The 24,747-nt window shown below is 71.0% G+C and carries 20 protein-coding genes and 1 pseudogene; 9 read left to right on the plus strand and 12 right to left on the minus strand.

All coding sequences use genetic code 11. From position 1 onward, the window contains the following. Positions 1 to 65: 65 nt before the first annotated feature. The 4 genes and pseudogenes from araD to ACZ7M3_RS16865 form a co-directional block, all read right to left on the minus strand. The gene (gene araD / locus ACZ7M3_RS16850) at positions 66 to 1,817 is read right to left on the minus strand and encodes an L-arabinonate dehydratase (protein WP_472064058.1); all 1,752 of its coding nucleotides are present in this window, start codon (positions 1,815 to 1,817) and stop codon (positions 66 to 68) included. Next, complete coding sequence (locus ACZ7M3_RS16855) at positions 1,814 to 2,722, minus strand: dihydrodipicolinate synthase family protein (RefSeq protein ID WP_472064060.1); 909 nt, start codon at positions 2,720 to 2,722, stop codon at positions 1,814 to 1,816. Before ACZ7M3_RS16855 ends, araD begins: the two co-directional genes overlap by 4 nt. Continuing rightward, the gene (locus ACZ7M3_RS16860; protein ID WP_472064062.1) at positions 2,719 to 3,375 is read right to left on the minus strand and encodes a GntR family transcriptional regulator; all 657 of its coding nucleotides are present in this window, start codon (positions 3,373 to 3,375) and stop codon (positions 2,719 to 2,721) included. Before ACZ7M3_RS16860 ends, ACZ7M3_RS16855 begins: the two co-directional genes overlap by 4 nt. A gap of 303 nt (positions 3,376 to 3,678) precedes the next feature. Next, positions 3,679 to 3,942 (minus strand): annotated as a pseudogene (locus ACZ7M3_RS16865) (maleylpyruvate isomerase N-terminal domain-containing protein); the annotation flags it as partial. 85 nt (positions 3,943 to 4,027) lie between these two features. Here ACZ7M3_RS16865 and ACZ7M3_RS16870 point away from each other — a divergent pair. Next, positions 4,028 to 5,218: an MFS transporter gene (locus ACZ7M3_RS16870; protein WP_472064064.1), complete on the plus strand. Its 1,191-nt coding sequence runs from the start codon at positions 4,028 to 4,030 to the stop codon at positions 5,216 to 5,218. A 17-nt stretch (positions 5,219 to 5,235) separates the two neighbouring features. Here ACZ7M3_RS16870 and ACZ7M3_RS16875 read toward each other — a convergent pair whose 3' ends face one another. Together ACZ7M3_RS16875 and ACZ7M3_RS16880 are read right to left on the minus strand one after the other, a co-directional pair. Continuing rightward, entirely contained in the window at positions 5,236 to 6,408 is a 1,173-nt protein-coding gene (locus ACZ7M3_RS16875; RefSeq protein WP_472064066.1) for a hypothetical protein, read from the minus strand. After that, a complete protein-coding gene (locus ACZ7M3_RS16880) occupies positions 6,405 to 7,403 on the minus strand; it encodes a 5-dehydro-4-deoxyglucarate dehydratase (protein ID WP_472064068.1) in 999 nt (332 codons plus the stop codon). The genes ACZ7M3_RS16875 and ACZ7M3_RS16880 overlap by 4 nt, the downstream gene beginning before the upstream one ends. Before the next feature lie 253 nt (positions 7,404 to 7,656). On the opposite strand from ACZ7M3_RS16880, the gene ACZ7M3_RS16885 reads away from it, so the two are divergent. From ACZ7M3_RS16885 to ACZ7M3_RS16915, 7 genes are all read left to right on the plus strand, one after another. Beyond that, positions 7,657 to 8,481, plus strand: coding sequence for an NAD-dependent epimerase/dehydratase family protein (locus tag ACZ7M3_RS16885; RefSeq protein ID WP_472064070.1), 825 nt, complete (start codon positions 7,657 to 7,659; stop codon positions 8,479 to 8,481). Between the two features lie 315 nt (positions 8,482 to 8,796). Next, positions 8,797 to 9,558 (plus strand): DeoR/GlpR family DNA-binding transcription regulator, encoded by a 762-nt coding sequence (locus ACZ7M3_RS16890; protein WP_060902183.1) that lies wholly within the window; start codon positions 8,797 to 8,799, stop codon positions 9,556 to 9,558. A 78-nt stretch (positions 9,559 to 9,636) separates the two neighbouring features. After that, complete coding sequence (locus ACZ7M3_RS16895) at positions 9,637 to 11,004, plus strand: ABC transporter substrate-binding protein (RefSeq protein WP_472064072.1); 1,368 nt, start codon at positions 9,637 to 9,639, stop codon at positions 11,002 to 11,004. Next, positions 11,001 to 11,939 carry a carbohydrate ABC transporter permease gene (locus tag ACZ7M3_RS16900; RefSeq protein ID WP_382116168.1) on the plus strand — a complete coding sequence of 313 codons (939 nt, stop codon included), beginning with the start codon at positions 11,001 to 11,003 and terminating at the stop codon, positions 11,937 to 11,939. The genes ACZ7M3_RS16895 and ACZ7M3_RS16900 overlap by 4 nt, the downstream gene beginning before the upstream one ends. Then, on the plus strand, positions 11,936 to 12,787 hold the full coding sequence (locus tag ACZ7M3_RS16905) for a carbohydrate ABC transporter permease (protein WP_472064074.1): 852 nt from the start codon (positions 11,936 to 11,938) through the stop codon (positions 12,785 to 12,787). The genes ACZ7M3_RS16900 and ACZ7M3_RS16905 overlap by 4 nt, the downstream gene beginning before the upstream one ends. Further along, positions 12,784 to 13,773 carry a zinc-dependent alcohol dehydrogenase family protein gene (locus ACZ7M3_RS16910; RefSeq protein ID WP_351302921.1) on the plus strand — a complete coding sequence of 330 codons (990 nt, stop codon included), beginning with the start codon at positions 12,784 to 12,786 and terminating at the stop codon, positions 13,771 to 13,773. Before ACZ7M3_RS16905 ends, ACZ7M3_RS16910 begins: the two co-directional genes overlap by 4 nt. A 103-nt stretch (positions 13,774 to 13,876) precedes the next feature. Next, positions 13,877 to 15,088, plus strand: coding sequence for a TerD family protein (locus ACZ7M3_RS16915; RefSeq protein ID WP_388531808.1), 1,212 nt, complete (start codon positions 13,877 to 13,879; stop codon positions 15,086 to 15,088). 201 nt (positions 15,089 to 15,289) lie between these two features. Here ACZ7M3_RS16915 and ACZ7M3_RS16920 read toward each other — a convergent pair whose 3' ends face one another. After that, entirely contained in the window at positions 15,290 to 15,856 is a 567-nt protein-coding gene (locus ACZ7M3_RS16920; RefSeq protein WP_075026204.1) for a TetR/AcrR family transcriptional regulator, read from the minus strand. A 137-nt stretch (positions 15,857 to 15,993) separates the two neighbouring features. On the opposite strand from ACZ7M3_RS16920, the gene ACZ7M3_RS16925 reads away from it, so the two are divergent. Continuing rightward, complete coding sequence (locus ACZ7M3_RS16925) at positions 15,994 to 17,445, plus strand: MFS transporter (RefSeq protein WP_472064076.1); 1,452 nt, start codon at positions 15,994 to 15,996, stop codon at positions 17,443 to 17,445. Positions 17,446 to 17,458: 13 nt separating this feature from the next. Here the strand turns inward: ACZ7M3_RS16925 and ACZ7M3_RS16930 are convergent, their stop codons facing one another. The 5 genes from ACZ7M3_RS16930 to ACZ7M3_RS16950 all read right to left on the minus strand — a co-directional run bounded on the left by ACZ7M3_RS16930 (position 17,459) and on the right by ACZ7M3_RS16950 (position 24,717). Then, positions 17,459 to 18,475, minus strand: a complete 1,017-nt coding sequence (locus ACZ7M3_RS16930) for a 1-aminocyclopropane-1-carboxylate deaminase (RefSeq protein ID WP_472064078.1) — start codon at positions 18,473 to 18,475, stop codon at positions 17,459 to 17,461. 13 nt (positions 18,476 to 18,488) lie between these two features. Then, positions 18,489 to 19,139, minus strand: a complete 651-nt coding sequence (locus ACZ7M3_RS16935; RefSeq protein ID WP_472064080.1) for a GntR family transcriptional regulator — start codon at positions 19,137 to 19,139, stop codon at positions 18,489 to 18,491. Positions 19,140 to 19,223: 84 nt separating this feature from the next. After that, entirely contained in the window at positions 19,224 to 20,807 is a 1,584-nt protein-coding gene (locus ACZ7M3_RS16940) for a TROVE domain-containing protein (RefSeq protein WP_472064082.1), read from the minus strand. A 483-nt stretch (positions 20,808 to 21,290) separates the two neighbouring features. Continuing rightward, complete coding sequence (locus ACZ7M3_RS16945; protein ID WP_472064084.1) at positions 21,291 to 22,742, minus strand: alkaline phosphatase PhoX; 1,452 nt, start codon at positions 22,740 to 22,742, stop codon at positions 21,291 to 21,293. A gap of 547 nt (positions 22,743 to 23,289) precedes the next feature. Further along, positions 23,290 to 24,717, minus strand: a complete 1,428-nt coding sequence (locus ACZ7M3_RS16950; RefSeq protein WP_472064086.1) for a hypothetical protein — start codon at positions 24,715 to 24,717, stop codon at positions 23,290 to 23,292. Between the last annotated feature and the right edge of the window lie 30 nt (positions 24,718 to 24,747).

Here is a 24,747-nt window from a genome sequence, read left to right on the forward strand (position 1 = left end):
TCGATCAGATGCTGTTCGGATGTTGGTCGTTGGCGCTCGGGGGAGAGTGGCCCTCGCGGGCACGCTCAGCCCGCGTACGGGTCCGGCACCTTCCCCGGCCGGGCCAGGAACGCGAAGTCGCAGCCGGTGTCCGCCTGGGTGATCTGCTCGTTGTAGAGCGCCCCGTACCCGCGCTCGTACCGTTCGGGCGGCGCCGTCCACTCCGCCCTGCGCCGCTCCAACTCCTCGTCGTCCACGTTGAGCTGGAGCGACCGTGCCTCGACGTCGAGGGTGATCGTGTCCCCGGTGCGTACCAGGGCGAGGGGGCCGCCGATGTGCGACTCGGGCGCCACGTGCAGCACACAGGCGCCGTAACTCGTGCCGCTCATCCGGGCGTCGGAGATCCGTAGCATGTCCCGTACACCCTGCTTCAGCAGGTGGTCGGGGATGGGCAGCATGCCGTACTCCGGCATGCCGGGACCGCCCTTGGGCCCGGAGCCCCGCAGCACCAGCACGCTGTCGGCCGTGATGCCGAGCGACGGGTCGTTGATGGTCCGCTGCATGGTCCTGTAGTCGTCGAAGACGACCGCGGGACCGGTGTGCTTGAGCAGCTGCGGCTCGGCGGCGATGTGCTTGATGACGGCGCCGTCGGGGCAGAGGTTGCCGCGCAGTACGGCGACTCCGCCCTCGGCCGCGACCGGGTTGTGCCGGGTGCGGATGACGTCGTCGTCGTGTACCTGGGCGCCGGCCAGCTGCTCGCGCAGGCTGTCGTACGACACCGTCGGCCGGTCCAGGTGCAGCAGATCGGTGATCCGCGACAGGAACCCGGGCAGACCGCCGGCGAAATGGAAGTCCTCCATGAGGTACTTCTGGCCGCCGGGCCGGACGTTCGCGAGCACCGGCACGGTCCGCGCGATCCGGTCGAAGTCGTCGAGCGTGAGGGTGACGCCCGCGCGGCCCGCCATGGCGATCAGATGGATCACGGCGTTGGTGGAGCCGCCGAGCCCGAGGACGGTCGTCACCGCGTCCTCGAACGCGTCCGCGGTGAGGATGTCGGACAGCTTCCGGTCCTGGCGGACGAGTTCGACGATCCTCAGGCCCGCCGCGGCCGCCATCCGGTCGTGCCCGGAGTCGACGGCGGGGATGCTGGACGCGCCGGGCACGGTCACCCCGAGCGCCTCGGCGGCGGCCGTCAGCGTGGACGCCGTACCCATGGTCATGCAGTGCCCCGGGGACCGCGCGAGCCCGCTCTCCAGCTCGGTCATCTCGCAGTCGCCGATGAGTCCGGCGCGCTTGTCGTCCCAGTACTTCCACATGTCGGTGCCGGAACCGAGGACCTCGCCCCGCCAGTGACCGGGCAGCATGGGCCCGGCGGGCACGAAGACGGCCGGCAGGTCGACGGACGCGGCGCCCATGAGCAGGGCGGGCGTGGACTTGTCGCAACCGCCCATCAGCACCGCGCCGTCGACGGGATACGAGCGCAGCAGTTCCTCGGTCTCCATCGCCAGCAGGTTGCGGTAGAGCATCGGGGTCGGCTTCTGGAAGGTCTCACTGAGGGTGGAGACCGGGAATTCGAGCGGGAAACCCCCGGCCTGCCACACTCCCCGCTTCACGGCCTGCGCGCGGTCGCGCAGATGGACGTGACAGGGGTTGATGTCGGACCAGGTGTTCAGGATCGCGATGACCGGCTTGCCGAGGTGCTCCTCGGGCAGGTAGCCGAGCTGGCGGGTGCGGGCCCGGTGGCTGAAGGAGCGCAGACCCGACGAGACGCCGCTGCCGTACCACTGATGGCTCCGGAGCTCCTCGGGGCGCTTCGGCTCTTTTCTTCCCTGGCTCATATGGACCACCCCGCGGCGATGGCGGCGACTTCCGCGCGCTCGGACTCGGGCAGTTCCCTGCTCGGCGGGCGGACCTCGCGGCGGCACAGGCCGAGCGAGGCGAGGGCCTCCTTGACCACGGTGACGTTGTTGGCGGAGGTGTTCGCCGCGCGCAGTTCCTCGAAGCGGCGGATCTGCTCCCAGACCTTCATGGCGGCCGGGTAGTCACCGGCTCGAAGGGCTTCGATCATGTTCAGGGAGACGGCCGGGGCGACGTTCACGAGGCCCGAGGTGAAGCCCGTGGCACCGGCCGAGAAGTAGGACGGGGCGTACGGTTCGGCGAGACCCGCGACCCACACGAACCGGTCGAGCCCCGCGTCCCGGGCGAAGGCGGCGAAGCGGGCCGCGTCCGGGACGGCGTACTTCACGCCGATCACGTTCGGGCAGACGTCGGCGAGGTCGGCGAGCCGGGCGCCGGGCAGCACCGGGTTGCGGATGTAGGGCACGACGCCCAGCTCCGGCACGGCCTCGGCGATGGCCCGGTGGTAGTCGACCCAGCCGCCCTCCGAGACGTAGGGGTGCACGGGCTGATGGACCATCACCATCTGCGCCCCGAGCTCCCGGGCCTGCCGGGCGGAGGCGACGGCGGTCGGCACGTCGTGTCCGACGCCGACCAGGACGGCGGCGCGATCGCCGGCCTCGTCGATCGTCAACTCGGTGACTAGGTTCCGCTCTTCGGGGGTCAGGGCGTAGAACTCACCGGTGTTGCCGTTCGGTGTGAGGGTGCGGATGCCGCCGTCGAGCAGCCGACGCAGCAGGGCCCGGTGGGTGTCGCCGTCGATCGTCCCGTCCTCCGTGAAGGGGGTCACGGGGATCGCCACGACCTCGGCGAGCGCCGCCCGCTGGGTCTCGTACGTCGCTGTCATTCCTGTCCAACCTCTTCCTGGGTCTCGGGGAAGGCCCGTCGCACGAACGACTCGATGTGGGCGTGCAGCGCGCGGGCCGCGCCGTCGGCGTCACCGTCCAGCGCGAGGCGCAGGATCTCCCGGTGCTCGCTGGCCTCGCGCTCCCAGGACGGGTCGGCGGCCCAGGCGACCGCCGACACGAGAGCGGCCTGGTCACGCACTTCGTCGAGCATCCGGCCGAGCAGCGGGTTTCCGCAGGAGACGTACAGGGCGCGGTGGAACTCCCGGTTGGAGAGCGAGCGTTCGGCGGTGTCGGAGGCTTCGTCGGCGCGGGTCAGCGCGTCGCGCGCGGCGTCGAGCGACGCCTGGCGCCGTACGGTCCGTCGCAGCGCCTCCGGCTCCAGCAGCAGCCGCACGTCGTACACCTCGCGCGCCATGTCCGCGTCCACCATGCGTACCGTGACGCCCTTGTACTGGTTCATCACGACGAGTCCGGTACCGGCCAGGGTCTTGAGCGCCTCGCGCACGGGGGTCTTCGACACCCCGAACTGCGCGGCGAGCTCGGTCTCGACCAGGGCCTGTCCCGGGGTCAACTGCCCGGTGAGGATGCGGTGTTTGATCCCCTCCAGCACGAATTGCGTGCGGGACGGGATCGGAATGGGCACAGAGGTCATGCGCGCCTCTCGGATCTGTATCTGATCTCGTGTATCGCGTCTCATATATGACGTACGAAGTACGACGCGTTGAAGGTAGGAGCGCAGCCGTGTTTCGTCAACGCTTCAGACAAAAGAACTTGGAGTGACCAAGGAGGTCCGGGACGCCGGACGATCCCTGCGCGATGTTCGCCTTCGCGATGCAGCGTCCCGTGAGCACTCGACATGAGGGCCGTACGCCTCGATGTCGCACTCGATCAGATCACACACAGCCCCTCCGGAGTCCGTATGCTTCTGCAACTCGGCCGGGCTACGGCTTCCAGCCGGGGTCGCGGCCGCGGCGGCGAGGAAGCCGTACGCAGCCCGCAGCGCGACCTCGTCGGGCTCGTACTCCTGGCCGGTGGCCCGGGCCAGGTCCCAGCCGTGCACGACCAGTTCGTCGGCGGCCACGGCCCCGGCGACCGCACCCGACAGCGTCACCCCGCCCGCACAGGTCTCGGTCCACGCGGCCGGGTCGCGCCAGGCCTCGGCGAGCTCGTCGAGCACCTTCGGCAGGGTCTCGCGCCGGTCGGGCCCGATGTCCGGCACCTCAAAGGGCCTGCGGCCCGAGGTCGAAGAGATAGGTCAGGTGCCCGATCCCGGACCGCCCTCCTTAGCACCACGATCACCTGCCATGACATGGACGGTGACGCGTGTTCTGGGCGACCGCAACGCGGGGTTGTACCTTGCCGGAGTGGTGGTCTCGGGCTTCGGCTCGTCGGCGATGTGGCTGGTGTCGGGCATCTGGGTCAAGGACCTGACGGGCTCGAACGGTCTGGCGGCCCTGTGCGTGTTCGCCCTCTGGGCCCCCACGCTCGTCGGCCCCGTCCTCGGCGTGCTCGCGGACCGCGTCCGCCGCCGGCCGCTCCTGATCGCCATGAACCTGGCCCTGGCCGCGCTCCTGCCGACGCTGTTCGCCGTGACCACCCGGGACCGCCTGTGGATCCTCTTCACGGTGCTTTTGCTCTACGGGGCGGCGGGCGTCGTCCATGACGCGGCGGAGTCGGCGCTCATGGCCATGGCCGTCGACAGGCACCTCCTCGGCGACTTCAACGGCCTGCGCATGACGGCGGGCGAGGGCATGAAGCTGCTGGCTCCGCCGGCCGGGGCGGGCCTGTACGCGGCGTACGGCGGTGCGAGGGTGGCCGTCCTGGACGCCGTGGCATTCGCCCTCGCGGCCGGGCTGTACGCGCTGCTGCGGGTCCGCGAGGCCCCGCCGGTCCCGGATCCCTCGGCCTGGCGGGCCCGGACCGCCGCGGGCATCCGCCACCTCCGGCATCACCCGGAACTCCGGCCACTGATCCTGGGCGCGGCCACGACCATGCTCTTCGCGGGCCTCAACGGCGCCACGGTCTACGCCGTCGCCGAGGGTCTTGGCCACTCCCCCGCGTACGTCGGCCTCCTCTACGTAGCCCAGGGCGTCGGCTCGGTGCTGATCGGCCTGGTCTCGGGTCCCCTGCTGCGCCGACTGGGCGAGCGCCGCTTCGCCGCGTACGGCATCGCCCTCACAGCGGTCGCGGTCGCGCTGCGCGCGGTCCCGTCCGACGCGGTGGCCCTGGTCTGCGGCGCGGCGATCGGCTTCGGCCTCCCCTGCGTCCTGATCGCCGCGTACACCGCCGTCCAGCGCGAGACTCCGGCCCCGCTCCTCGGGCGCATCTCCGCCACCGCGAACACCCTGATGTACGCCCCGAACGCGCTCGGGCTGGCCGTCGGCGCGGGCCTGATCGAACTGGTCGACTACCGGCCCCTGCTCCTGGCCCTCGGGCTGACCCGCCTCCTGACGCTGCCCCCACTCCTCGAACGCCGGACGACCCGAGGCTCATAGGGCCCCGGGATCCGGACTCAGGCCGACCCCGTCAACACCGTCCGCACGGCATCCAGATCCCCGTCCGAGGCCAACCCCGCGTGATACAGCCGCAGTTCGCTCGCGCCCGCCGCAGCCGCCCGGGCCGCGTCGTCCGCCAAGGTGCCCGGGCTGCCTCCCATCCCCGACACGACCGTGAAGTTGGCGGCCAGTACGGCCGCGTCCCGCCCCTGTTCCGCGAACGGCGTCAGCGGGCCCACCCCACCCGTGCACGGCACCACCACCCCGTCCGCCACGGACAGGATGTGCCCGGGATCGACCCCGGCGTTCGCCCCGCAGTGGTACGACACGGGATCGGCGTGCAGCAACACCTGGAAGCCGGCCGGCGCGGCCGCCCGCACCGCCGCGACCACCGTCTCCTGGAGCGAACGGGCCACGCCCTCACGCCACGCGCGCGTGGCGGCCGCCGTCTCACCCCCGAGCAGCTTCTCGACCAACGGCCAGCCGCCCTCCGACGGCGCCTCCCCCCGCCACACCGGCTCCAGCGCCTCCCGGACGGCCGACGCCAGATCGTCCGCGTCGAGCCCGCATCCCCCGTACCCCGCCCGGCAGGCCGCGCAGAAGCAGAGCGACATCAGGTACTGGCCGGTGTCCCCGAGTCCCACCCCGCCGATCTTGTCGTGCGCGTGCAGATGCGCAAGGCCGTACCAGCCGAGCGATTCCAGCTCCGTCCCCCGTGCCCCGGGCCGCACCGCCGCCTCCACCGCGAGGTCGACGAGGTACGCCCGTGTGCCGGCCTGCGCGATGCACGGCGCCCACGCATAGCGGTCCCCGTAGGCGTTGACGACGGAGGTGGACGGATGCTCGGCACCCATGCGGGAGTTGTGCGCGAGGACCACCCAGGTGTGGACGTCGAGGCCGGCCTCCGCGAGCGCGCCGGCCGCCTCCCCGAAGGCGTCCCCGGGCGCCCACTCCCCGGCGGCGTACGGCCGCAGCGCGCGGCCCTCCCACCGTGCGTCGTCGACGGGGTACAGGACGGCGGCGTGCGTGGCCGTCACGATCCGGTGCCGGGGGTGGCGCGGGGTCAGCGCGCGCGTGGAGTGGTACGCGGAGGCGAGCGTCGCCTGCCGCACCCCGAGCCCGGCGATCCGCTCGGCCGCCCCCGGGTCCCCGACGACGTCCCACGGATAGACGAAAGCGGACGCCTTCACTCGCCCTCCCCCGGCCGTCCTTCTCCCTCAGGTCCCTCGAGCGCTCCCTCGGGCCCCTCGGTCGGCTGCAGCAGCGCGTACCCCCGCTCGATCAGCTGCGCGAGCTGCTTCACATGGTCCTCGGTCGGCTCGTGCAGCGGCGGCCGTACCTCGCCCACGTCCAGCCCCCGCAGCCGCACCCCCGCCTTGACCAGGGAGACCGCGTATCCGCGGCCCTGGGCCCGCAGGTCGACGAAGGGGCGGTAGAAGCCGTCCAGCAGCCGGTTCGCCGTCTCGTCGTCGCCCGTGTTGAACGCCGCGTGGAACGCCAGGGCGATCTCGGGTGCGAAGCAGAAGACCGCCGACGAGTACAGCGTGATGCCGATGCCCCGGTACGCCAGCCCCGTCAGCTCGGCGGTCGGCAGCCCGTTGAAGTACAGGAAGTCACCGGGGACCTCGCTGCGCACCGCGCTCACGATCCGCTGCATCAGGTCGAGGTCGCCCACCCCGTCCTTGAAGCCGATGATCCCTTCGGTGCGGGCGAGGTCGACCACGGTCTCGGGCGTGAACACGGCGTTGTCGCGCTGGTAGACCACGATGTCCAGCGAGGTGGCGGCGGCGAGTTCCCGGTAGTGCCGCAGGAGCCCCTCCTGCCCCGCCACCACCAGATACGGCGGCATCGCGAGCAGCCCGTCGGCCCCGGCCTCCTCGGCGAGGCGTGCGAACCGTACGGCCAGCGCGGTCCCGTACCCGGCGCCCGCGACGACCGGAACCCGCCCGGCCGTCTCCTCCACCGCCGCCCGCACGCAGTCCTGGAACTCCTCGGGCGTGAGCGCGTGGAACTCCCCGGTGCCGCAGCAGGCGAAGACGGCGGCGGCACCGGCCTCGACGCCGCGCCGCACGTGCGCGCGGTAGGTGTCGAGATCGAGGGCACCGTCGGGGCCGTACGCCGTGACGGGGAAGAACAGCGGCCCGCTGGGGACGCTGAGCCGAGCGGCAAGGGGGGCTGACGTCACGGACTCTCCCTGGGGCAGGTGCTCACGCACACGACAGCGGGTGCATGTTTCTGATCCATGTCCATATTTCTGAACGCCACCACGCTAAAGCGCCACCTTGGGGCCGGTCAAGCGCGCAAACCCGCGACACAGCAGCGGATTCGCCACCTCCGCGCGACACTTGACGCGGCAGGTCGGGGCTCCTTAGCGTGTCCATGGATGTGAATGCCGTACACGAATACGGCCACTCACGTGGCCGTGAGGAGAAACCCGCATGCCCGCTCCCCGCACCGTTCTGCTCACCGGCGCCGCCGGCGGACTCGGCACCCTGATGCGGGGGGTTTTGCCGGACTACGGCTACGAGCTGCGTCTCCTCGACCTGCTGCCCGTCGAGGGCGAGCCGGACGCGCTCACCGCGGACCTCGCGGACAAGGCCGCCCTGCGCGAGGCCGTGCGGGGCGTCGACGCGATCATCCACCTCGCGGGGATCTCCCTGGAAGCCTCCTTCGACAAGATCCTCAAGGCGAACATCGAGGGGACGTACAACCTGTACGAGGCGGCCCGCGAAGAGGGCGTACGACGCATCGTCTTCGCCTCCTCCAACCACGCCGTCGGCTTCACCCCGCGCCCCCGGGGCGAGGCCCCCTTCGACGACAGCGCCCTGATCCCGATCGACACCCCGCACCGCCCGGACACCTTCTACGGGCTCTCCAAGTCCTTCGGCGAGGACCTGGCGCAGTTCTACTGGGACAAGCACGGTCTGGAGACGGTCTCGGTCCGCATCGGCTCCTGCTTCGCGGAGCCCACCAGCGTGCGCATGCTCTCCGTCTGGATGAGCCCCGAGGACGGCGCCCGCCTCTTCCACGCGGCGCTCACCGCCGAGGACGTACGGCACACGGTCGTCTACGGCTCCTCGGCCAACACCCGGCTGTGGTGGGACCTCTCGACGGCCCGGGCGCTGGGCTACGAGCCGCGCGACGACTCCGAGCCGTACGCCGAGAAGCTCATCGCCGAACAGGGCGAGCTCGACCCGGCCAACCCGGACCACACCCACCTGGGTGGCCACTTCACGACGCATCCGCCGATCTGGCCGTACTGACGACCGGACGACGGCCGTAGCGACGACCGGGCGGCCGGAAGACGACCGTGCGGCGAGGGCGCGAGAGGGTGGGCGGGCACCGAACGGGCCCGCCCACCGCCATGTTCGGGCACCAACCCTGCCCGATCCCACCCCGCCCACCGCTGCGCCCCAGGTCCGGCACGGGCGCCCGCCCCGCCAAACGGTCACAGCCGGGCACCATCGGTCACGCAACAGGCCTGGTCAGTGCCGCGCACCCGCTGTAGAACTTCCCCCAAGGCCCACACCGGGCCCGAACGGGCAGTACGCACAGGACGCAGGGAGCAGGTGTCGGCCATGACCGCGGAAGAACGTCAGCGGGAGATCGTCAGGGCCGCCCGCCGTACCGGCGCGGTCGACGTCACCGCGCTCGCCGCCGAACTGGGCGTCGCCAAGGAGACCGTGCGGCGCGACCTGCGCGCCCTGGAGGACCACGGCCTGGTCCGCCGCACCCACGGCGGCGCCTACCCCGTGGAGAGCGCCGGATTCGAGACGACGCTCGCCTTCCGCGCCACCAGCCACGTACCCGAGAAGCGCCGGATCGCGAGCGCCGCGGCCGAGCTGCTCGGGGACGCCGAGACCGTGTTCATCGACGAGGGGTTCACCCCGCAGCTCATCGCCGAGGCACTCCCCAAGGACCGGCCACTGACCGTGGTCACCGCCTCCCTGGCCACGGCGGGCGCGCTCGCCGAGGCCGACCACACCAGCGTCCTGCTGCTCGGCGGCCGGGTCCGCCCCGGCACGCTCGCGACCGTGGACCACTGGACGACGAAGATGCTCGCCGGCTTCGTCATCGACCTGGCGTACATCGGCGCCAACGGCATCTCCCGCGAACACGGCCTCACCACCCCCGACCCGGCGGTCAGCGAGGTCAAGGCCCAGGCGATCAGGGCCTCCCGGCGCACGGTCTTCGCGGGCGTGCACACCAAGTTCGGGGCGGTCAGCTTCTGCCGCTTCGCGGAGATCACCGCCCTGGAAGCGATCGTCACGAGCACGCTGCTTCCGACGTCGGAAGCACACCGGTACTCCTTGCAAGGCCCCCAGGTCATCCGAGTCTGAAAACCCAACTCACCCACTACAAGGGCATAGTCACACCCAAGAACGCCCTTTATCTCCCTATACGTCCAGGAGCGATCCATGCGAACCCAGAGCCGACGGAGGCCGCGCGCACTAGCCGCGGTCGCCGCAGGGACGCTGCTCGCCCCGCTGCTCTCCGGCTGTTGGGTCGGAGCGGGCGGGTCGGGGTCGGGCGGCGACTCCATCAACGTCCTGATGGTCAACAACCCGCAGATGGTGGAGCTGCAGAAGCTCACCAAGGCGCACTTCACCAAGGAGAGCGGCATCAAGGTGAACTTCACCGTGCTGCCGGAGAACGACGTCCGCGACAAGATCAGCCAGGACTTCGCCAACCAGGCCGGCCAGTACGACGTCGCCACTCTCTCCAACTACGAGATACCGATCTACGCCCGCAACGGCTGGCTGCACGACATGGACTCCTACGTCCGCCAGGACAGCGGCTACGACGAGCAGGACATCCTCGCCCCCATGCGGCAGTCCCTGACGGCCGCCGACGGCAAGCTCTACGGGCAGCCGTTCTACGGCGAGTCGTCCTTCCTGATGTACCGCAAGGACGTCTTCGCCCAGAAGGGCCTGACGATGCCCGACCACCCCACCTGGGAGCAGGTGGGACAGCTCGCGGCGGAGGCCGACGGCGCCCAGTCCGGCATGAAGGGCATCTGTCTGCGCGGCCTGCCCGGCTGGGGCGAGGTCATGGCGCCCCTCACCACCGTCGTGAACACCTTCGGCGGCACCTGGTTCGACAAGGACTGGAAGGCCCGTCTCGACTCACCCGAGTTCGAGAAGGCGACGAAGTTCTACGTGGACCTCGTACGGGGGCACGGCGAGTCCGGCGCCGCCCAGTCCGGCTTCGCCGAGTGCCTCAACAACATGACCCAGGGCAAGACCGCCATGTGGTACGACGCCACCTCCGCGGCGGGCTCCCTCGAGGCGTCCGACTCCCCGGTCAAGGGCAAGATCGGCTACGTACCCGCGCCCGTCGAGAAGACCAAGTCCTCCGGCTGGCTCTACACCTGGGCCTGGGGGCTGCAGAAGGCCTCCCACAACTCCGACAAGGCCTGGAAGTTCATCTCCTGGGCCTCGAGCAAGCAGTACGAGCAGCTGGTCGGGGACACGATCGGCTGGTCCAACGTGCCGGCGGGCAAGCGCGCCTCCACCTACACGAACTCCGCGTACACCAAGGAGGCCGCCGCCTTCCAGGAGATGACCCGCGAAGCCATCGAGGGCGCCCGGCCGCGCGACCCGGGCGTGCAGCCGCGCCCCGCGCCCGGCATCCAGTTCGTCGGCATCCCCGAGTTCACCGACCTCGGCACCAAGGTCTCGCAGGAGATCAGCGCGGCCATCGCCGGACGCCAGTCCGTCGACTCGGCCCTGAAGAAGTCCCAGAAACTCGCCGAGAAGATCTCCAAGGAGTACGAGGGACGATGACCGCCACGACAACGGCCCCCGTGGCCGCCACTCCCGTACGCACCCTGGGAAAGCCGTCCAACCGGCTGCGCGCCTGGGCCACCCGCGCCCCGCTGCTCCCCGCCCTGATCTTCATGGTCGCCGTGACCCAGCTCCCCTTCGTGGCCACGCTGGTGATCTCCTTCTTCGACTGGAACGCGCTCTACCCCAAGGCCCGCCACTTCACCGGCCTCTCCAACTACTCGGACGTCCTGACCGACCCCGACCTGCGCCACTCCGTCTGGACGACGATCCTCCTGACGGCGGCCGTGGTCGTCGCCAGCCTGGTCATCGGCCTGGGTCTGGCCCTGCTCCTGGACCGCAAGTTCCGCGGCCGGGGCATCGTCAGAACGCTCCTCATCGCCCCCTTCCTCGTGGTCCCGGTGGCCGCGGCCCTGCTCTGGAAGCACGTGCTCTACAACCCGGAGTACGGGCTGCTCAACGGACTGCTGCACTACGTGGGCGGGCCCCAGCCGGACTGGATCTCGGGCACCCCGCTGCTGGCGGTCGAGGCCTCCCTGGTCTGGCAGTGGACGCCGTTCATGATGCTGATCCTGCTGGCCGGCCTGCAGAGCCGCGACCACCAGCAGGTCGAGGCCGCCCGGGTGGACGGCGCGAGCGACTGGCAGGTCTTCCGCCACCTCACCCTCCCCCACCTGCGCCGCTACCTCGAACTGGGCGCGCTGCTGGGCTCGATCTACATCGTCCAGAACTTCGACGCGGTCTTCACTCTCACGTCCGGCGGCCTGGGGACGGCGAACCTCCCCTACACCGTCTACCAGAGCTTCTACCAGGCCCACGAGAACGGCCTCGCCTCCGCCGCGGGCGTCCTGGTCGTCATCGGTTCGATCATCATCGCGACCTTCGCGCTGCGCGTGGTCTCGTCCCTGTTCCGCGAGGAGGTGTCCCGCGCATGAGCGCCACCACGATCCGCGTACGACCCAGGCGTGCCCGGGGAACGGGCCTGGGCCTGCTGGCCTGGCTGCTCGGTGTGATGTTCTTCCTGCCCATCGCGTGGATGGCCCTGACGTCGTTCCACTCGGAGTCGGACGCGGCGACCAACCCGCCGTCCTTCGGCGCCGCCCTCACCCTCGACGGCTACCGGGACTTCTTCGGCACGGGCGGCGGCGCGAGCCCCTGGCCCGCGCTGCTCAACTCGACGGTGGCCTCGGTGGTCTCCACCCTCTGCGTCCTCCTGCTGGCCTTCCCGGCGGCGTACGCACTCTCCATCCGCCCGGTGAAGAAGTGGACGGACGTCCTGTTCTTCTTCCTCTCCACCAAGATGCTGCCGGTGGTGGCGGGCCTCCTCCCGATCTACCTCTTCGCGAAGAACACCGGAATGCTGGACAACATCTGGCTCCTGGTCATCCTCTACACCTCCATGAACCTGCCGATCGCGGTGTGGATGATGCAGTCGTTCCTCGCCGAGGTACCGGTGGCGGTGATCGAGGCGGCCCAGATCGACGGCGCGAAACTGCCGACGATCCTGGCCCGAGTCGTCGCCCCCATAGCCCTCCCCGGCATCGCGGCCACGGCCCTGATCTGCTTCATCTTCAGCTGGAACGAACTGCTGTTCGCCCGCGTGCTGACCGGTGTGGTCGCCGAGACGGCCCCCGTCTTCCTGACCGGCTTCATCACCAGCCAGGGTCTGTTCCTGGCCAAGGTGTGCGCCGCGTCGCTCGTCATCTCCCTGCCGGTGCTCGCCGCGGGGTTCGCCGCCCAGGACAAACTGGTCCAGGGCCTGTCCTTGGGAGCCGTCAAATGAAGGCCGCCGTCATCGAGTCCGTGGGCCGCGCCGTCGTCACCGAGGTCCCGGACCCGACGCCGGGCCCCCGCGAGGTCGTCGTCGAGGTCGCCGCCTGCGGCCTGTGCGGCACGGACCTGCACATCCTCCAGGGCGAGTTCGCGCCGAAGCTGCCGATCGTGCCCGGGCACGAGTTCGCGGGCGAGGTGGTCGGGGTCGGCGCCCAGGTCACGGAGATCTCGATCGGCGACCGCGTGGCGGTGGACCCCTCCCTCTACTGCCACGAGTGCCGCTACTGCCGCACGGGCCACAACAATCTCTGCGAACGCTGGGCCGCGATCGGCGTCACCACGGCGGGCGGGGCCGCGCAGTACGCGGTGGCCCCGGTGGCGAACTGCGTGAAGCTGCCCGAGCACGTACGCACCCAGGACGCGGCGTTGGTGGAGCCGCTGTCGTGCGCGGTGCGCGGCTACGACGTCCTGCGGTCACGCCTGGGAGCCCATGTCCTGATCTACGGCTCCGGGACGATGGGCCTGATGATGCTGGAGCTGGCCAAGCGGACCGGCGCGGCGAGCGTGGACGTGGTGGACCTGAACGCGGCCCGACTGGAGACGGCACGCACGCTCGGTGTCTCGGGGTCGGCGGCGAACGCGGACGAGCTGGACCGGCCGCAGGGCTGGGACGTCGTCGTCGACGCGACCGGCAACGCGGCGGCCATCCAGGACGGCCTGGACCGGGTGGCCAAGGCGGGCACGTTCCTCCAGTTCGGGGTCGCCGACTACGCCACCCGCGTGACGATCGACCCGTACCGCATCTACAACCAGGAGATCACCATCACCGGCTCGATGGCGGTGCTGCACAGCTTCGAGCGGGCGGCGGAGCTGTTCGCGAACGGCGTGCTCGACCCGGAGATCTTCATCAGCGACCGGATCGAGCTGGAGCGTTATCCGCAGGCGCTGGAGCAGTTCGCGGCCGGGGTGGGCAGGAAGATCGTGGTGGTTCCGTAGTCCGCGGGAGGGGTTTCGAGCCGGGGATTTCAAGGCTGGGCCAATTGGCCCATTGGTAAGGGAACGGCAAAATGGTCTCGCTCGTTCACGAGGCATGACAGCTATGACCCCCGGCTCGAACATCCCTCTCTCCGCCGCGCGCGTGACGGTGGACGTCGCCGCCCCCGTGCGGCTCGACGTATCGGGCCTGCTGCTCACCGCCGACGGCAAGGTGCGCTCCGACGACGACTTCATCTTCTACAACCAGCCGACGGGCCCGGGCGTGACGTACCGCTCGGGCGGCGGTGCGGCTCCCGACGCGATCACCGTCGACACCGGCGCCGTCCCGCCGGGCATCGAGAAGATCGTGGTCACCGCGAGCCCGGACGCCGCGGGCCAGACCTTCCAGGGCATCGAACCGACGGCCACGATCCGCAACGCGGACGACAACAGCGTCCTGGGCTCGTTCACGCCCCCGCAGCTCGGCACCGAGACGGCACTGGTGGTCGTGGAGATCTATCTCCGCAACGGCGCCTGGAAGGCCCGCGCGGTCGGCCAGGGGTACGCGAACGGCCTCGCGGGCATCGCCACGGACTTCGGCGTCTCGGTGGAGGAACCCGCCCCGGCGCCGGCCCCTGTCGCCGCGCCCGCCCCGCCGGTGCAGGCCCCGGTGGCGCCGGTGGCCCCGCCGGTCGCGGTGACTCCCGCACCGCCCGCCGCACCCCCGGCCCCGCCCGCCGCACCGCCGATCGGCGCCGGAAAGATCAACCTCGACAAGGGCCGCGTCAGCCTCCAGAAGAACCAGACCGTCTCCCTGGTCAAGGGCGGCCGCCCGCTGCTCTCCCAGGTCAAGATGGGCCTCGGCTGGGAGCCGGCGTACCGCGGCAAGGACATCGACCTGGACGCCTCGGTCATCGCGTACGGCCCCCAGCGCAACCACATCGACAGCTGCTACTTCGGCAAGCTGTCCATCATCAACGGCGCGATCAAGCACTCCGGCGACAACCTCACGGGCGAGGGCGGCGGTGACGACGAGGTGATCGTGGTCGACCTCGGCCGCCTCCCCCAGGACGTCACCGGCCTGGTCTTCACGGTCAACTCCTTCTCCGGCCAGAAGTTCACCGAGGTCGCCAAGGCGTACTGCCGCCTGCTGGACGCCGCCACCGGCGAGGAGCTGGTCCGCTTCGACCTCACCAGCGCCGAGGCCCAGACCGGCGTGATGATGGCCAAGATGATCAAGCAGTTCTCCGGCGAGTGGGAGATGACGGCGATGGGCGACTTCGTGAAGTCCCGCACGGTCCGCGGCATGGTGAAGCCCGCGGCCCAGTCCCTCTGACCCGCGGCCGCCCACCCTCCGAAGGGGCCGTGGCGGTACGTCGCAAGCCCGTCGCTCACGTTCGGATCGAGCAGCGGCTCCCTTGCCCGGCCCACGTCTGATCCAGCGGCGACGGGCTCGACGTACCGGCACGGCCCCGCCCCACCACAGCCGGACGGCGCACCACCAGCAGACAACACACCGCCGGACAGCACCCCGCCGCTACGGCCGCAGCCCGTCCGTCAGCAGGGACAGATACCGGCGGATCTGCTTGCCCTGGCCGTTCGCCAGCTCCGAGGCCGTGGCAACCCCGTGGGCCAACCGCAGTACCTCGATCGGCTCGATGTCCTGACGGAGGGTCCCCTCCCGCTGCGCCGCCTCGACCAGCCGCTGCGCCGCCCCCTTCATGGAAGTGCCGCAGGCCGTGAGCGCGGCCCTGCTGCCGTCCGTGACGGCCGAGCCCAGCAGCGCCTTCATTCCGCGCACCTGGATCGTGCCGACGCACAGCTCGTAGAGCCATTCCGCCAGCGCCTCACCCGGGGGCAGCTCCTTCGCGATCTCGTCGGCCCGCGCTCCGAGCGCCTCGATCCGGTCGACGTACGCCGCCTCCAGCAGCGCCTGCCGCGTCGGGAAGTGCCGGTACAGCGTGCCGGACCCGACGCCCGCCCGCTTGGCGATGTCGTCGAGCGACGCCCCTTCCCCGTGCTCGGCGAACGCCTCGGCCGCCACCTTCAGCAACCGCTCGTAGTTGCGCCGAGCGTCCGCGCGCATGGGCTTGACCTGCGTCATTCAGATACTCCTTGCGAACCGGGGACCCCCTCCGTATCTTAGCGAGGGTTAAACGGAGACAGTCCCCGCTTATCTCGCGGGCAGTCCGTGCTGCCCGTGTGCACCTTCGTCCGGGGACGCCAGACCGGGAGAACACCGTGTCCACCTCGTCTACCCCGTCCGCACCGCCCACCACCACCGACGCTCTCTCCGCACCACCCCAACCCGCCAGGCTCGGCGCGGTCCTGTTCGTCATCGTTACCGCCTACCTGATGGTCGGCGTGGACTCCACCGTCGTCAATGTCGCACTGCCCGACCTCCAGAAGGACCTCCACTTCAGCCCGACCGGACTGTCCTGGGTGCTCAACGCGTACACCCTCACCTTCGGCGGCCTGCTCCTGCTCGGCGGCCGGGTCGGCGACATCGCGGGCCGCCGCCGCACCCTGACCATCGGCGTCCTTCTCTTCGCCGGATCCTCCCTGCTCGGCGGTCTCGCCACCGAAAGCGCCTGGCTGCTCACCGCCCGCGCCCTCCAGGGCGTCGGCGCCGCCCTCACCGCGCCCAGCACCCTCGCGCTGATCACCACGAACTTCCCCGACGGCCCGCGCCGCCACCACGCCCTGGGCATCTACGCGTCGATGGCGGGCATCGGCGCCTCCATCGGCCTCGTCCTCGGTGGCATGCTCACCTCCTGGGCGTCCTGGCGCTGGGCCCTGCTGATCAACGTACCGATCGGCATCGCGGTCGCCGTCGCCCTGCCCCGCTTCGTCACCGAGACCCCGCGCCACGCGGGCCGGTTCGACGCGGCGGGGGCACTCGCCGGCACGGCCGGGACGACCTCGCTGGTGTACGCGTTCATCCGGGTCTCGGAGGAGGGCTGGACCGACACCCAGGCGCTGCTGGGCTTCAGTTCGGCGGCGGCGCTGCTGGTCGGCTTCACACTGATCGAGTCACGCGCGGACCAGCCGATCATGCCGCTGCGCCTGTTCGCGAGCCGCAACCGCGCGGGCGGCTACGCGGGCGTACTGCTGCTGCCCGCGGGCATGTTCGGCGCGTTCTACTTCCTCACCCTGATCTGCCAGCAGGTCCTGGGGTACAGCCCGCTCCGCGCGGGGTTCGCCTTCCTGCCCATGACCCTGGCGATGTTCACGGTCGTACGCTTCGTGCCCCGGCTGCTCGCGCGGCTCGGCGCCAAGCCGGTGCTGCTCACCGGCATGGCCCTGCTCGTCGTCGCGGGCGCGTGGCTGTGGCGGCTGCGACCCGACGACGGCTACCTCACCGGCCTGTTCGGCCCGCTGGTACTGATGGGCGTCGGCGTCGGCCTGAGTTTCATGCCGCTCAACGCGACGATCCTCGCGGGCATCGAGCCACGGGAGGCCGGCGCCGCCTCCGGCCTGCTGCAGACCCTGCAGTGGCTCGGCGGCACCCTCGGCCTCTCCATCCTGGTCACGGTCTTCGGCACGGCGGCCCGGCACGCGCACGGCTCCCCGTCCGACATCCTCACCGAGGGTGCGGCCCGCGCGTTCGGCATCGGCTCGCTGATCGCGCTGACCGCCCTGCTGGTGTCGGCGTTCGTGATCACCGACACCAGGCCGAAGCACACCAACTGAAGAAACCCACCACCTAGAACAGCGCGCTGTACGCGTTCAGCGCCGGCTGTCCGCCCAGATGGGCATAGAGCACCGTGGACTCCCGCCCGATCTCCCCCCGCGCCACCAGATCCACCATCCCGGCCATCGACTTGCCCTCGTAGACGGGGTCGGTGACCATCCCCTCGGTGCGGGCCGCGAGCCGCATCGCCTCCAGCGTGGCCTCGTCCGGAATCCCGTATGTGCCCGCGTGGTACCGCTCGTCCAGCTCGACGTCCGCCTCCGTCAACTCCTTCCGTACGCCGATGAGCTGCCCGGTACCGTGGGCGATCCGCGCGATCTGCTCCCGGGTGCGGGCGGGTGCCGCCGACGCGTCGATCCCGAGCACGCGCCGCGGCCGCCCGCCCGCCTCCTCCAGGGCCGCGAACCCGGCGACCATGCCCGCCTGGGTCGACCCGGTCACCGAGCAGACCACGACGGTGTCGAAGAAGACGCCCAACTCCGCCTCCTGCTCGGCCACTTCATAGGCCCACCCGGCGAACCCCAGGCCTCCCAGCGGATGGTCCGACGCCCCCGCCGGAATGGCGTACGGCTTGCCGCCGCCCTCCTCGACCTCCCGCAGCGCCTGCTCCCAGCTCTCCTTGAAACCGATCCCGAACCCGGCCCGCACGAGCCGTACGTCGGCCCCGGCGAGGCGGCTGATGAGGATGTTGCCGACCTTGTCGTACACGGAGTCGGGCCACTCCACCCAACTCTCCTGCACGAGCACGCACTTGAGCCCCGCGCGGGCGGCGACGGCCGCGACCTGGCGGGTGTGGTTGGACTGCACGCCACCGATCGAGACAAGGGTGTCGCAGCCCTGGGCGAGCGCATCGGCGACGAGGTACTCCAGCTTGCGGGTCTTGTTCCCTCCGTAGGCGACACCGGAGTTGCAGTCCTCCCGCTTGGCCCACAAAGAGGCACCGCCGAGGTGCTTCGTCAGGCGCTCCAGCGGATGCACGGGCGAGGGCCCGAAGAGCAGGGGGTAACGCTCGTACGAGGAAAGGGACATGGGTCCTCCCGCATCAGGGTTCGACATCGGCCAGGTCTTCGAGAGCGCCCCAGATCTCCGCGGTGACGCGGACGGCGGCGGCCACGTCCCGTTCGGCGCAGGCGTCGATCAGCTCGTCGTGCAGGCCCGCCGAACGGCAGTTGCCGCCCTCACCGAAGCGGCGCCGTTCCAGACGGCGGATCAGCGGGGTGTAGCGGGCGACGGTGGCGGCGGCGGCACGGTTGCCGCTCACCCGCACCAGCACGTCGTGCAACTCGTCGTCGGCCGTCAGAGCAGCGTCCACGTCACCGGCGCGCACAGCGTCCGCGAAGCGCACGTTGGCCTCGCGCATCACCTCGATGTGCGGCGCTTCCAGCCGGGGGACCGCCGTGCGCGCGATCAGCTCGTGCATGGCGCCGACCACGGCCGCGGCGTCCCGCACATCGGCGGTGACCAGGGGGGTCACCCGCGTGTAGCTCTGCGGCTTGGACTCCAGCAGCCCCTCGTCGACCAGCCGGGAGAAGGCCTCGCGCACCGGCGCCCGCGACAGCCCGAGCAGCTCGGCGAGCCCGGCGTCGCGCACCACCGCGCCCGGTGCGAGCTCACCGGCCACGATGGCGTCCCGAATCGCTTCGTACGCGCGGTCCCTCAGCAGGGTCCGACGCACGGGTCGTATCGCCTCCATGAACTGAAATGTTAGATATCAGTTCCTGTTCCGCACAAGAGTGCGGCCCGTACCGAAGTACGGGCCGCACTCACGCGCGATCGGTCATCCGGCCCACGGCCAGTCGGCGTCGCGCGCCGACTCCAGCAGGGGAACCATCCGGAAAGCAGCGTCCGAGAGGCCCCCGAAGGTGTGCCGGTCGGCCTTCCCGGAGGGGCCGTGGCCCGCCCGGTAGCCCTCCAGGTTCCAGGTGTAGACCGGGACGTGCGCCGGGACCTGCTCGGTCGGGTCGCCGTAGTGGCTGTAGGCGGCCTGCTCGTCGGTGACGATGAGCACCCGGTCGTGCGTCCTGTAGTGCGCGCGCACCGCCTCGCTCGTGTTGGTGCCGCCGAGGTCACCGAAGCGCTCCAGCACCTTCAGCACCGACTCGCCCTTCTTGAACGTCACCCGGTTGCTGCTCGTGCCGAACTCGACGAGATCCGCGTCCGCCGCCCGCAGCGCGAGCGCCGTGCCGAAGATCGCCGCCGCGTCGGCCCGGTTGAGCTCCGAGCGCTCCGACAGCCGCGAGTAGAACATCGAGCCGGACCGGTCGACGAGCACGAGCGTGCGTCCGGGCAGCGCGGGCACGTTCGCCAGCGAGTGGCCGAGCGCCTGCTCCAGCGGGTACGCCCAGCGCAGCGAGGGCGCGTGCTGGTACGCGGCGAGGTAGCGGAAGGGGAACTGCCGCGAGCGCGCCACCTCCGCCGGGTCACTGATCCTGGCGGCGACCTGAGCCGCCACCTCGTCGCTCACTCCCGCCTCGTCGAAGTTGCGCAGGTTGCGTACGAGCGCCATCGCGCCCATGGACGGGATGACGGCCTCCCAGGCCACCTTGTCCATCGGGCCCTGGAGCCAGCCGGCCAGCGCCTCCCACGTCATCCCCGCCTCCGCGAGGCGCCGCGCACCGTGCGCGCCGGTCACGACCTTGCGCCGCTTGGCGGGCCGCAGCGCCATCAGGTCGCGGTGGGCCACCACGGCGGGCAGCGACTTGGGCACCACGGCCGTGTCCGGGTGGTGACGCCGGTCGAGGGCGTACTGGAACAGGTCGCCCTGCCACGGCTTCGCCGGATCGGGCGCAGCGTGCACCAGGTTGAGGATGTCGCCGAAGCGGTAGCCCTTGGCCGCCGTGTCGTACTTCAGCAGCGACTTCTCGCCGTAGAGCCGGCGTACGGCGTCGGCGATGCCCCGCTTGACGGGCTTGGGCACGTTGCGGCCGTACCGGGAGGTCCAGTAGGCGAGCAGCTCGCCGGGCTCGTCCGGGCGGCGCAGCACGGAGGCGATGACCTGGCGGTTGGCCGGGCCGTCGGTGACGCCCGCGTCGAGGCGTGCCTTCACGTACTCGGCGGCGCCCACGAGCGAGGCCGTCCGCAGGTTGCCCTCGCCGCGCAGCCAGCCCAGCAGGGCGGCCGTCCACGAGGGGTCGGCGACGGCGAGCTCACGCACGAGCGCGGCGAACCGGTCGTCGCGGGCATCTCCGGTCTCGTAGAAGGTGTTCTGCGAGACGAAGTTGGCGATGGCCAACAGGAAGAGCTCGGAGCGCGCGTCGCGCTCCTGGCCGCGGCCACCCTGGTGGGTGCGCAGCACGCGGCCGGTGGACGTCACGCGAGAGGTCGGCTGTGCCTTCGCCGCACGGGTGTTGAAGCGTGCCATGGTGAATTCCCCCGAATTCATGAGTATTTCGGAGGAAGGCACAGCAAATGGAGGGTGTCCGAGATCAGGAGTCGGCGACGGTTCCTATTCACCCGGCGCGTCTACCAGTTCCGCCACATCGACCCGGAGTCGATGACGGGATTCGAACCCGCAACATACCGTGTCCCGAAGTATCCGCTGCCTGCGCACCGGGCACCCACCATGAGCTGCGCCTCCCGAGGTCAAGTCGGCGGCGGCGTGGATTCTTTGAAAGAGAAGTAGCCGCAGCCTGCGCACCGGGAGGTGCATGAAGTTGTGGTGTCCAGAGTTCAAGGCCGGCGGAACCGACGTAGGTGCTCTAACCCCTGAGCTACACCGGCGCGTTGTACCGGTGGCGGGACTCGAACCCGCGGCCGCCCCATTATCAGTGGAAGTAGGTCCTGCCTTCGCACCTGGACGTGCACCACTTTAGGAGGGCGGCCGCGGTTCGAGCCATTGAATTAACTACCCGCGCTTCTGCCGCTTCCAGGGCCCTGTGATGGCGAGCATGATGCCCGGGTCCTGGATGTTGGCGAAGAGGGTCCTGCCGTCGGGTGAGAAGGTGACGCCGGTGAACTCGCTGTAGGCCGGCTCGGTCTCGGTCCCGATGTTCAGTTCGTTGCGGGCGATCGGGTAGGTACGGCCGCTGTCGGTGGCACCGAAGAGGTGCTGGACGCCCTCGCCGTCCTCGGCGATGACGAGGCCGCCGTAGGGGGAGACGGTGATGTTGTCGGGGCCGTCGAAGGCGCCGTCCTTGGACGGGTCGGGGTTCACGCCGAGCAGGACCTTGAGGGTCAGGGTGCGGCGCTTGGGGTCGTAGAACCAGACGGCGCCGTCGTGCTGGACGGGGCTCTCCTCGCGGGCGTACGAGGAGACGATGTACGTGCCGCCGTCGGCCCACCACATGCCTTCGAGCTTGCGGGCGCGGGTGACCTGGCCGTCGGTGAACTGCTTGCGGACGGAGACGGTCTTCGCGTCACGGTCCGGGACGTCGACCCAGTCCACGCCGTACACCGTGCCGATCTTGGTGGCGCGGGAGAGGTCGTCGATGAACCGGCCGCCGGAGTCGAAGCACTTGAAGGCCTGGAGGGCGCCGGCGTCGGCGGCGAGGGTGGCGAGCTGTCCGTGGCCGTGCTCGAAGCCCTGCGGGGGCGTCCAGCGGTAGAGGAGGCCGTTGGGGCCCGAGGCGTCCTCGGTGAGGTAGAGGCGGCCGCGCTTGGGGTCGACGACGACGGCCTCGTGGGCGTACCGGCCGAGAGCCTTGATCGGCTTGGGGTTCCGGTTGCGGCGGCGGTCGGCGGGGTCGACCTCGAAGACGTAGCCGTGGTCCTTGGTCATGCCGTTCTGGCCGGCCTTGTCCTCGGTCTCCTCGCAGGTGAGCCAGGTGCCCCAAGGGGTGTTGCCGCCCGCGCAGTTGGTGGAGGTGCCCGCGACGCCGACCCACTCGGCGACCTTGTCGTGGCGCACCTCGACGACCGTGCAGCCGCCGGACGCGGCCGGGTCGTAGACCAGGCCCTCGGTGAGCGGCACGGGGTACTTCCAGTTGGCGCGGGGGCCCTTGAGCTCGTGGTTGTTGACGAGGAGGGTGGCGCCGCGCGGCCCGTCGAAGGTGGAGGTGCCGTCGTGGTTGGACGGCGTGGACTCACCCGAGTCCAGCTTGGTACGGCCGCTGTAGGTGATGACGCGGTAGGAGAACCCGGCGGGCAGCGCGAGCAGGCCCTTCGGGTCCGGGACCAGCGGTCCGTAGCCGACTCCGCCGTGCCGGTCCGTCGGCTTGCCGTCCTCCCCCACGCTCTCGGTGTCGGTGGACGCGAGGGCGTGCGGAGCGGTGGCGAGGGCGCCGACACTGCCGGCCAGGACGATACCGGCGCCGGTCAGCGCGGATCGACCGGCGAAGTCCCTGCGGGTGAGCGACATGGGTGTCTCCCGTGACGGTGAAGGATGACCGTGGAGGGTGGCCGAGGGCATTGCGGCCACACGGTCCCGCCCACGCCTGAACGCCGGTTGAACACCGGGCGACTTCACCGCACTCGGTTCCATGAATCCGTAAGGACCCGGCCACAGGGACCAAAAGTCCTCCGGACGGGGGACCGGGGAGAGCCCTCCGGAGCCGGGAACGAGCGCCGCTCCCGGGGCCGGGGGACGGGGGAAGCCCCCGGGGCCGGGGAACGGGCGCTCCTCCCAGGGCCGAGGAACGAGCGACACCCCACCGGAGCCGAGGAAGAGGCGAAGCCCCCCGCAGGCCAGAGACCCGCGCCCCTCCGAGGCTGGAGAACGGGCGAAGCCCACCAGGTCGAGGAACGGGTGAAGCCCTACCGGGGCCGAGGAACGAGCGCCCCCCCTCGGAGCCGGAGAACGGGCGAAGCCCACCGGGGCCGAGGAACGAGCGCCCCGTCAGAGCCGAGGAACGAGCGCCCGCTCGGGGCCGGGAGCACGGGAAGCCCCTCGACCGGTCCCGGCCCGCTCAACCCCCTTGTTGTGAACGTGCCTTGAAGGCGGCCTTGCGGGCCTCCTTGGCGACCTTCTTGTCGGGGTGGAGGCGGCCCATCGCCTCCAGGACGTCCGGGGTGGCCGGATGGTCGACACGCCAGGCCGCGGCGAAGAAACCGCCGTGCTGCTGGGCGAGGCCCTCGACCAGTCCCTGCAGCTCGGCGGAGTTGCCCTCGGCGGCGAGCTGCGCGGCGATCGTGTCGATGGTGAGCCAGAAGATCATCGCCTCGGACGGCGGGGGCACGTCGGCAGCGCCGTGTTCGGAGAGCCACACCCGGGCGAGTCCGCCCAGTTCGGCGTCGTCGAGGACCTCGCGCAGCGCGGGCTCGGCCTCCAGGCCGACCAGCGAGAGCGCCTGCTGACAGTGCAGCCGGCGCAGCGGCGCCCCGGCGTCGCCACCGCGCGCCGCGGCGAGCAACTCCCGTGCGGCGGCCAGGGGTTCACGCCGAGCGAGCCACTGCTCGGTCTCGGCCCGGGCGGCGGTCGGCGGGAAGTCCGCGGTGCCGTCCAGCAGCGCGTCCGCGCCCTTGTCCGCCAGGTCGCCCACCGCGGGGGCGGAGAGGCCGGACTCCAGCAGCCGCGCCCGCAGCCCGTACAGGCCGAGCGGTGTCAGCCGTACCATTCCGTACCGCGACACGTCGGCCTCGTCGGCGGCGGCCGAGGACTCCTCGTCGGTGTCCGCCATCAGTGTCTCGTCGACCGGCTGGAAGTCGACGAGGCCGACGGGTTCGAGCAGCCGGAACTGGTCGTCGAGCCGCATCATCGCGTCCGACACCTGCTCCAGTACGTCGTTGGTCGGCTCCCCCATGTCGTCGGGCACGATCATGGACGCGGCGAGAGCCGGCAGCGGCACCGGGCTTTCGCCGGCCCCGCCCTCGCTCACGGTCAGCAGGTACAGATTGCCGAGCACTCCGTCCAGGAACTCGGCCTCGGCCTCGGGGTCCCAGTCCAGCGAGGAGAAGTCGATCTCCCCGCCGCCGTCCATCGCGTCGACGAGGTCGTCGAGGTCGGGCACGCTCGCGTCGGCCAGTACGGTCTCCAGGGCGGTGCGCCACACCCCGAGGACGTCCCGCGGCGCTCCGGAGGTGAGCAGCGCGAGGTCCGCGCCCGCGGCGACCGTGCCCTCCTCCTCGTCCACGATCTCGACGAGCCCCGTGTCGACGGCCACCCGCCAGGCCTCACTGGCCGTCGCCGCCGCGTCGTCGCCGGTGAGCCCGAGCGCGTCGGCCGCCCCGGGAAGCTGTTCCTCGACGAGTTCGCCCCCGGCGCCGACCCGCGTGTCCGGGCCGGCCCAGCGGGCCAGCCGTGCGGCGCGGGAGAGCAGCGGTGTGGCGAGCGCGTCCCGCGCCAGTTCCGCTTCGGAAGTCAGCCGCACCGGCGGCAAGGGGGAGCTCTCTGACATCGGCTGGGTTCTCCTCCGAACAATCAGGAC

This window comes from Streptomyces sp. NPDC111656, from assembly GCF_055656965.1.

Excerpts from the sequence above, each read along its gene's own strand:
- araD (WP_472064058.1), bottom strand. The coding sequence starts at position 1,817 with ATGAGCCAGGGAAGAAAAGAGCCGAAGCGCCCCGAGGAGCTCCGGAGC.
- ACZ7M3_RS16855 (WP_472064060.1), bottom strand. The coding sequence starts at position 2,722 with ATGACAGCGACGTACGAGACCCAGCGGGCGGCGCTCGCCGAGGTCGTG.
- ACZ7M3_RS16860 (WP_472064062.1), bottom strand. The coding sequence starts at position 3,375 with ATGACCTCTGTGCCCATTCCGATCCCGTCCCGCACGCAATTCGTGCTG.
- ACZ7M3_RS16870 (WP_472064064.1), top strand. The coding sequence starts at position 4,028 with ATGACATGGACGGTGACGCGTGTTCTGGGCGACCGCAACGCGGGGTTG.
- ACZ7M3_RS16885 (WP_472064070.1), top strand. The coding sequence starts at position 7,657 with ATGCCCGCTCCCCGCACCGTTCTGCTCACCGGCGCCGCCGGCGGACTC.
- ACZ7M3_RS16890 (WP_060902183.1), top strand. The coding sequence starts at position 8,797 with ATGACCGCGGAAGAACGTCAGCGGGAGATCGTCAGGGCCGCCCGCCGT.
- ACZ7M3_RS16895 (WP_472064072.1), top strand. The coding sequence starts at position 9,637 with ATGCGAACCCAGAGCCGACGGAGGCCGCGCGCACTAGCCGCGGTCGCC.
- ACZ7M3_RS16900 (WP_382116168.1), top strand. The coding sequence starts at position 11,001 with ATGACCGCCACGACAACGGCCCCCGTGGCCGCCACTCCCGTACGCACC.
- ACZ7M3_RS16905 (WP_472064074.1), top strand. The coding sequence starts at position 11,936 with ATGAGCGCCACCACGATCCGCGTACGACCCAGGCGTGCCCGGGGAACG.
- ACZ7M3_RS16910 (WP_351302921.1), top strand. The coding sequence starts at position 12,784 with ATGAAGGCCGCCGTCATCGAGTCCGTGGGCCGCGCCGTCGTCACCGAG.
- ACZ7M3_RS16915 (WP_388531808.1), top strand. The coding sequence starts at position 13,877 with ATGACCCCCGGCTCGAACATCCCTCTCTCCGCCGCGCGCGTGACGGTG.
- ACZ7M3_RS16920 (WP_075026204.1), bottom strand. The coding sequence starts at position 15,856 with ATGACGCAGGTCAAGCCCATGCGCGCGGACGCTCGGCGCAACTACGAG.
- ACZ7M3_RS16930 (WP_472064078.1), bottom strand. The coding sequence starts at position 18,475 with ATGTCCCTTTCCTCGTACGAGCGTTACCCCCTGCTCTTCGGGCCCTCG.
- ACZ7M3_RS16935 (WP_472064080.1), bottom strand. The coding sequence starts at position 19,139 with ATGGAGGCGATACGACCCGTGCGTCGGACCCTGCTGAGGGACCGCGCG.
- ACZ7M3_RS16940 (WP_472064082.1), bottom strand. The coding sequence starts at position 20,807 with ATGGCACGCTTCAACACCCGTGCGGCGAAGGCACAGCCGACCTCTCGC.
- ACZ7M3_RS16945 (WP_472064084.1), bottom strand. The coding sequence starts at position 22,742 with ATGTCGCTCACCCGCAGGGACTTCGCCGGTCGATCCGCGCTGACCGGC.
- ACZ7M3_RS16950 (WP_472064086.1), bottom strand. The coding sequence starts at position 24,717 with ATGTCAGAGAGCTCCCCCTTGCCGCCGGTGCGGCTGACTTCCGAAGCG.